Origin of the sequence: Sphingomonas sp. PAMC 26617 (assembly GCF_000242835.1) — a bacterium.
In the GTDB taxonomy this organism is placed as follows: domain Bacteria; phylum Pseudomonadota; class Alphaproteobacteria; order Sphingomonadales; family Sphingomonadaceae; genus Sphingomonas.
Window position 1 is genome coordinate 236,720 of sequence record NZ_JH594426.1, and the last position, 7,564, is coordinate 244,283.

The 7,564-nt window shown below is 60.7% G+C and carries 5 protein-coding genes and 1 pseudogene; 4 read left to right on the forward strand and 2 right to left on the reverse strand.

Annotation, left to right across the window (positions count from 1 at the left end):
• Window positions 1-149 precede the first annotated feature (149 nt).
• A pseudogene (locus RH91_RS22665) lies at window positions 150-263 on the forward strand (IS5/IS1182 family transposase); the annotation flags it as partial.
• 74 nt (window positions 264-337) lie between these two features.
• Here the strand turns inward: RH91_RS22665 and RH91_RS19810 are convergent.
• Window positions 338-3,295: a TonB-dependent receptor plug domain-containing protein gene (locus tag RH91_RS19810; protein ID WP_010165089.1), complete on the reverse strand. Its 2,958-nt coding sequence runs from the start codon at window positions 3,293-3,295 to the stop codon at window positions 338-340.
• A 475-nt stretch (window positions 3,296-3,770) separates the two neighbouring features.
• A complete protein-coding gene (locus RH91_RS19815) occupies window positions 3,771-4,880 on the reverse strand; it encodes an alpha/beta fold hydrolase (protein WP_157137046.1) in 1,110 nt (369 codons plus the stop codon).
• A 512-nt stretch (window positions 4,881-5,392) separates the two neighbouring features.
• On the opposite strand from RH91_RS19815, the gene RH91_RS21875 reads away from it, so the two are divergent.
• The 3 genes from RH91_RS21875 (at window position 5,393) to RH91_RS19825 (ending at window position 6,949) form a co-directional block, all read left to right on the forward strand.
• Window positions 5,393-6,010 carry an RNA polymerase sigma factor gene (locus tag RH91_RS21875; protein WP_010165091.1) on the forward strand — a complete coding sequence of 206 codons (618 nt, stop codon included), beginning with the start codon at window positions 5,393-5,395 and terminating at the stop codon, window positions 6,008-6,010.
• Between the two features lie 86 nt (window positions 6,011-6,096).
• Window positions 6,097-6,366 (forward strand): HU family DNA-binding protein, encoded by a 270-nt coding sequence (locus RH91_RS19820; RefSeq protein WP_010165092.1) that lies wholly within the window; start codon window positions 6,097-6,099, stop codon window positions 6,364-6,366.
• Window positions 6,367-6,715: 349 nt separating this feature from the next.
• A complete protein-coding gene (locus RH91_RS19825; RefSeq protein ID WP_010165093.1) occupies window positions 6,716-6,949 on the forward strand; it encodes a hypothetical protein in 234 nt (77 codons plus the stop codon).
• Window positions 6,950-7,564: the final 615 nt, after the last annotated feature.

A 7,564-nucleotide genomic window follows, 5' to 3' on the forward strand; every position in this document is an offset into this window, starting at 1 on the left:
CCCAGCAAGACCAATACAACGGTCTGCACAACAATGGTCGTAGTCATGTCCTCTGCGGTCAATACGCTACGAAATTATGACATCCGCCCCCCGGAGCTTCGAGCAATTCACAGCTCTCAGTCCTCAGCTCCTCGAACAGGTGAGGATCCTACCGCCGCCAGTGGCGCAAGGTTCATCTGGAGATTGACGCAGGAACGAATATCCGGGCCATCGAAGTCACGACGAATGTCATTGCCGATGCGCCAACGCCGCCCGCTATTTTGGCCTAAAGCCCCATCAGACATAAAAAGGGAGCGAGCTTCTGGTAAAGCCCGCTCCCGTGTCAGTCGTATCGCGTTTAAAACTTGAAGGTAGCGCCAGCACGGAACGAGCGTCCTACGATGCCGGCCATATGCCACGTCGGCAGGTAGTTTGCGCCCGAGTAAGATGCCGGTGCGAGCGGCGCTTTCTCACCGGTGATGTTGCCAACGAACAGGTTGAACGTGAAGTCGTCGTTCACCTTGAAAGCGGCGTTAACGTCGGCATAGATGAACCGCTTGATGTAGCAGAACTTGTCACCGGTGCCGTAAAGGTTGCCGCCTGCGCACGAAAGATCGTCGCCTTCGTCGGCAGCGACTTCCTTGATCCGCGATACGTAATAGGTTGTCGCGGTCAGCGAGAGTGGGCCGAACGCGAGCGTGTTCTGCCAGTTGCCGCGCACACGCGGGGTGCCAGCACCCGACGACAGTTCGTAAGGTCCAAGCGTACCGGCATACTTCTGGATCTTGCCGCCGTTACCCGGATCGAGGTCGTACTGGATCACGTAGGTGAGATCGAGACGGCTGGTGAACCGCACACCCTCGGAGATCGGCACGCTTAAGTTCGCACCGAAGTCGAGACCCGAGCTCTTGACCGAGCCGGCGTTTACGAACGGCACGTTGATGATCAGCACGCGCGGCAGTGCGTTAGGAAACAGCGGATCGGGCGCATCGACGGCCGAAACAGTGTAGCCCGCGGGCAGCGCGGTACCGGCGAAATAGTTTGCCCGCGCGGTGGCGGCATCCGGTCCGGTCACGATCACGTCGGTCTTCTTGATGTTGTAGTAATCGACCGTGAAGCTGACGTTGCGGATCGGCTCGACCACCACGCCGCCGGTGAAGCTACGCGACTTTTCGGGCTTCAGATTGGGGTTGCCGGTCGCGCCCGAACCAAGGCTGTAGGCCTGCGCGTAAGGATTTGTGTTGCCGGCGGTGATGAGGCCGCCATGCGCCAGCTGGAAGCTCGCCGGCGGCGTCACCGTCACGAAGCCCGCATAGCTCGACTGCGGGTTGTTTTCCGCAAAGGTCGGTGCGCGGAAACCGTTCGAATAGGTCCCGCGAATTGCGATCTGCTTGATCGGGGTCCACTTGGCGCCGATCTTGGGCGAGAAGTGGCTGAAGCCTTCCGAATAGTGATCATAGCGGCCCGAACCGTTGACCTCGAGCGTGTCGAGAATCGGCGCGTTGACTTCGAAATAACCGGCGTAGACGTCATGCGTACCGAAGGCCGCCGAAGTGTTGGCGTATTTCGTAAGGCCGGGGTTGTTGCTGTTGTTGACCTCGGTCTCGTGGCGGAACTGGCCACCGACTGCGAACTGCAAATTGCCGCCCGGCAGCGCGAAGAGATCCTTGGCGACCGATCCGTCGACCGAAATCAGCGAGGTGTGCGACGGCGTCGTGTAGGTCCGCGCGATTGTGTCGCGGACAGTCTGCGTGTTGAGTGTCGGATTGACGAAGTTGTAGGCGCCGGTGTTGACCGCCTGCTTTAGCCCGGCGATGTCGAGCACGCCGTGATTTTCGATCGCAAAATTATCGCGCGCACCTACTGCGTCGACCTTCCAGTGATAATCGCCCGCGATGTCGCCGTTGAAGCCGACTGCGCCGCGGATCACTTCGTTGGTGCGTACGGAGTAGGTCGGGACGTCACCGAATGCATAATAGATGCGTGCGGCATTGTTTGCCGGATCAGCCGCGCCAGCGGCCGAATACGGGTTGTTTGGGTTGAGCCTGCGGTCGGCAGCGGTCGCGCAGTTCACTCCTGACGCACAGATATAGACTGGCAGGACGATACCGGGGTTGCTCGAAGCCTGGGCCGGCGAAGCACCGTAGGGCTGGGTCTGGCGGATGCTGTTCGGCTGACGGCCGATCGTGACCTGGCTGTGCGAGTAGCTGCCGGTAGCATACCCCTCGATCGCATCACCGAGGCGCACGCTCAGTCGACCGGTGAAGCTGTAGCGCTCCTGCGATGGCTGGATGTCATTGTAGCGCGTACCGTATTCCTGGCCGTAGTCATGCGCGCAGCCGGTGCCGCCAGCCGCTCCCGCAACGGTGAAGGTCCCGCGAGTACACTGCGCGGTCCCGCCGAGCAGTGTGTAGGTGCCCGTCGCGACGCCGCCGGCGAATGGATTGTTGAGGTCGTTCTGCCGCGCTCGACGGACCACTGCGTTGGTGGACGCAGTCGTCAGCGAGCTGTCACCAGTGTTATTGTCAAGGCCGCCGATCGAGCTCAGATCGTTGGTGTTGTACGGGAAACCGCGCGAAGTTGCCGAGATCGGTTCGTCCTTCTGATATTCGGCATTGACGTAGAAGTTCCAGCCCCTGGCGGCATAGTCGCCATAACCGGCGGTGAGGTTTGCGCGATAGCGGGCGCCATCGCCCTTCTCGGTCACGCCGCCTTCGGCAGTGCCCGAGAGACCGGTGAAGTGCTTCTTCATGATGATGTTGACCACGCCGCCGATCGCATCGGCGCCGTAGCTTGACGAAGCGCCATCCTTCAGCACTTCGATCCGCTCAACCGCGCTGAACGGGATCGAGTTGAGATCAACATAGGCATTGTGGCCATCGTCGTTGAGTGGGAAGTTGGTCGAACGCAGGCCGTCGATCAGGACAAGCGTGGACGAGACGCCAAGGCCGCGCAGCGAGACGGCAGCGCCGCCGGCGGAGAAGCCGTTGGTGAAGCCCGTCGAGATCGAACCCGCGCCATCGGCCGAGATCGACCGCACCGCGTCGTTAATGTTAGTGATGCCGGCGCGCTGCAGTGTCTCGGTGGTCAGCACGGTGACCGGCGACGGCGTCTCCGAATTGGTCCGACGAAAGATCGAGCCAGTGACGACGATGTCCTTGTCCGCTTCTCCGGCCTGGGCCTGGGCCGGTGCGGAGTCAGCGGGCAGCGGTGCGGTCTGGGCAAAGGCCGAACTGGCAGAGAGCGCGACCAGCAGGGCGAAGGGCGCGGCGGTGGATCGCAGACGCGCGACTGCGCGGGCTTGGATAGACTGCATAAAAAATTCCCCAGTAGTGCCGATGGCACCGTTACGCGACGATTACGGACCCCCGTGCCGCCATGATGCGGGAAAACTGTAACGCCGACGCCATGTTGTAAAGGGACCGTGGCGGAACTTTTGAGAGTGTCTCCGCAATGCAACACTATTTCAAGAGATGACGGTACGTTGTCACAAATGCCCTCTTTTCAAAAGTTGCTCATTCCGAACGCGGTGTTCAAGCCCACGGTCGAGGCACCCGAAATCGTGGGCCTGCTGCCGCTGCGGTCCGAGCAGCGCGTCGCGTCGCGAGCGCACACAGGTCAGCGCGTTAATCGACGCCGGTCCCGTTGCGAAAGGGTTAATTTTTGCGCCAGGAACGACTGGGTTTGGTGGAACCGAACAAGCCGCCTTCGGACGATGAGGAAGCCAAGCGGAGGTTCGTTCAGCCCCCGGCTGAACCACTTTGATATCGGCCAGCTTTACCAAGGAAAGCTCAATGAGTGGAGCCAATGCCACTACCAATCGTCCCCGTCGGATCGGCGATCCCCGCGACGGTCGCGTTGGTTGCGCGGCTTCGCGCCTCGGCGACGACCCGCATCGTGGCGTCGACGACCGCCTCGGGCTTCATCAGTTGGATATAGTGCATCGACCCGGCAATGATGACGTTCTTCCCGCGCGACGATAGCGCGGCGAGGCGGTCGTGCGCCTTCGTCCAAAGCTCGACCTGCATCCGCTTCATTTCCGCCGTCGTCGACGCGGGCGCTACGGCCAGCGGAAAATCAGGCGTGTCCGCTGCCGTCAGGACAATCAGTGGCAGGTCGCCGTAGCTGCGGTGCGGGTCCAAGACCAGTTCCGCGTCGCGAAATTCCCACGTGGTAAACGACCGTTGCGTCGTGAAGCGGGCCGGGTCGGCGGCAAGCCGCGCTAGGCGCCGTCGCAATTTCGTCGGGTAAGCGGGATCATCGCCGACGCAATCGGACCAGCCCGCGCTGCCCGGCTCGACCGATCTGCTCCGAACGTTGTCGGCGCATGCCTGGAGGTCGCGCGCATTTTGGTTGTTCATGGACGATTGAAGCTTGAAGACGCCCGGATAATCCCGAGCCAGCGTTCGAAATTCGTCGGGGAAGGCGGGGTCGACAAGTACCATGGCAGCGACGCTCTGCCGGTTACGATCTGCGAAGCGCAGTGTCTCGTACGCACCCAGCGAATGTCCGACCAAGACATAAGGCCCACGAATGTTGGCCGCCTTTAGCGCCGCTTCAAGATCGGCCTCGGTCTGGACCAAGTTTTGAGTGCCGGGGCTCGGATCCGAAAAGCCAAAGCCGGGACGATCCCAGGCGCAAACGCGGGTGGTCTTTGCGATGGCGGGCTGTACCTTCCGCCACGCGACCGACCAGTCTCCGGCGCCGGCGGTCATAACGACGGTCGGCGATCCGCTGCCCATGCAAACCCAGCCGATCGACCGGTCACCGGGCAGTTTCGCCCTGACGGTCGAGCGGGCGTAGGCATCGTATTCGTGGTCCAGTCCGGACGCCGCGGACGACGCCGTAGAGGCGGCGAGCAACGAGAGAAAGCCGAGCCACCATCCGTCGGTGCGTCGCACGCGAGGGTTATAATTTAGCATGGAGATAAGGGGATGTCCTCGTCGGGGCAGCATGGGCGCTCCATAGCGTGCGGGGATAGCTGCAATGATACATGGGTGGCAGGCGTCAATCCTTTGCTGCCATCGGAGGACCGTTCGAAAACGGTAATAATTGGGGCCATCGCGCTAATTTCCAACGCTAATTTGGTTTATGCTTACACGTCTCGAAAGGGACCGCTTTTGCCGCCTCAGCTACGGGCCGCTGTCAGGCCCAACGAAGTAGCCCACGAAGGCAAAGTCTGATCGGCTGCCGACCGGCAGCTTTCCAGCTAAAAGGGCGGGCAGCCTTATCGGAAGTCGGCTTAGCGTTGTTTAGCGTGTGATCAGCGTCTAGCACTCCATAAGATCTGCGCGGCACGGGTGCGACCGAGCGAGGTGAGGGCGGGGTATGAGGAGCGGCCAAACTATCACGGCAAACGTTGTTTGATTGGACACTGGAGCGCTCGTAGGCCGAGCGCTACGAGGAGCGCTCCATGCAACAAGCGCTCGCAAAGGCAGTAGAGGCGCTCGACGAAGCCGCGGAAATCGGCGCGCTATTGGAGAGCGAAACCGCGAGACTTCGTCGCTACGCCAACCGGTTAGCTGGCGTCGGCGCAGATGCCGATGATTTGCTGCAAGACACCATGCTTCACTGTTGGGCCGCACGAGGCAACTTTCAAATTGGCAGCAACTTTGGCGCTTGGTCCCGAACCGTCATGCGGAACGTGTTCCTATCAGGGCGGCGTCGCATGCGGTTTCAGGCCGACCTGCCCGACGAGGCGTTGGATCGAATGTTGAGCGTCGAGGCGACACAAGGGGATGCAGTCGATCTACGTGACGTGGATTGGGCAATGGGCGAGCTGACACCTAATCACCGCGACGTAGTGCAGCTCGCAAGTCGAGGCGTTTCGATCGAAGAAGGCGCGGCTCAGCTATCGATCCCGGAAGGTACATTTAGAAGCCGGCTGTGGCGTGCGCGCGCACGTCTTAGGCGATTGACGGAGGATCGGGTCGTACTGCCGCCCATTGCGAACGTGCTTAAACCTGGGGATAAAGCAACCGCACCGGCAAAACGGAAGCGCCGGGACTGGACGGGCGTAATCATCGGGTAAGCGCGAGGGATGCGCGCCGTGAGGCTTGGCGCTTGCACCGAGGCCGGTCATCGGCAATTCTCCTTTTTTGCCTGGGAACGGTCTGTATGAATATCGGGGAATTGGTTAAGGGCGTCGCCGCGGCAACGAACACAAGCGAAGCGCACGCAAAAGCCGCGATCACGGCGGTGTTCGACCAGATCGCCAGCGCTGCCGCCACGGGCGAAGAAATCTCGATCCCCGGCTTTGGCAAGTTTTCGGTGAAGGATCGTCCCGAACGACCGGGCCGCAATCCCTCAACCGGCGAGGCGATGACGATCGCGGCGTCGAAAAAGGTGTCGTTCGCTCCAGCCAAGGGGCTGAAGGATAAACTATAAACTAGTATGCCGTCGGAGACGCGGGCCAGCGCTAGAATTTGGTCGGGCGACGGCCAGTGTCTCACACAATCCAAGCGCAAAAAGCTCCTACATGGCAGTTTCGCGCGATCATCATTGCGAGCTCAGCTACGCCCGGTGAACCGATCTTTGATGCCCCGCTCGCATTTCCCGCCCCGCAGTTGCAAGTCGCACCAGAGGTTTTCGCCGATTACGCGACGCAGGGCCTGGTACGAACAGTTGAAGATTTCAGCCGGGCTCGACGAACAATCGTTGAAAAACAAAATGAGCGACGCGGACAGGCAGAATGTCGCCGACGACCGGTCAACTGATATGCGCAAAAGGACGAGGAATGGCGTTTTTGGAAGAGCTGTTGGAGGGCGGCAGCACGTATCGGGTCAAGGCAACCGAAGGCGGGGCCGTCTTCCAGCCCATTAGCGATAGCGATGATGACCTGGACGCATTTCAAGATATGGTGGGACAGATCGAGGACAATAAGGGTGATGGCTACGATGTGTTTCTTATCCATCCGGTCAGCACGCGTGGGCGGAATCTGATCGACCGCATAGTGATCACGATCGATTAACTGCGGTCGAGCAACCGAGGCAGCAGAGCGTCGACCCAAACTCACCGTTCACTTTGCTCGCCGCGCTGGTGCTCAAAGATGCCAGTTGGATCCCAGCAGAGCCACTTGAGCCGCACGCAGCGACGTCAGCTTAGCCGGATCGGTCGGCGCGAGGCAATCCCAACGGAACGCCGAACGATCCGATGCTCCGTCCGTCCAAATCCGCTCCGCGACGTGGAAGAGCTCCTAAATTGTGGGAGCGCGGTCACTGGCGACGCAGTCGATCACTGCGTCATCGAACAGGGCGTTAATTGAGCGCATCTTTGGTCTCCTGCTCACCTGATACGTAGCGACCGTGACGCTGTGTGGCGGAATGATAAGTTCTGTCAACGCCGGTTGGATTCCAGGCCAGCGGGGCAGAGTAAAAGCAGGCCATTGTTGATCCGTAAGCGTGGCCTGAAGGCCGCCTTGCCGGATGCTTGGCCGACGGGCTGATTGCCGCTCTTTGAGCGGAGCATTGATGTCAGACGAGATCATAGAGCCAGCGGGCGAACGAGCGAGCGGTCATACGAGTGATCGTATGAGCGGTCGGATCCAGATCGTCGGGCGCGTTTCAGGTCGGCGGCACTGGACCGT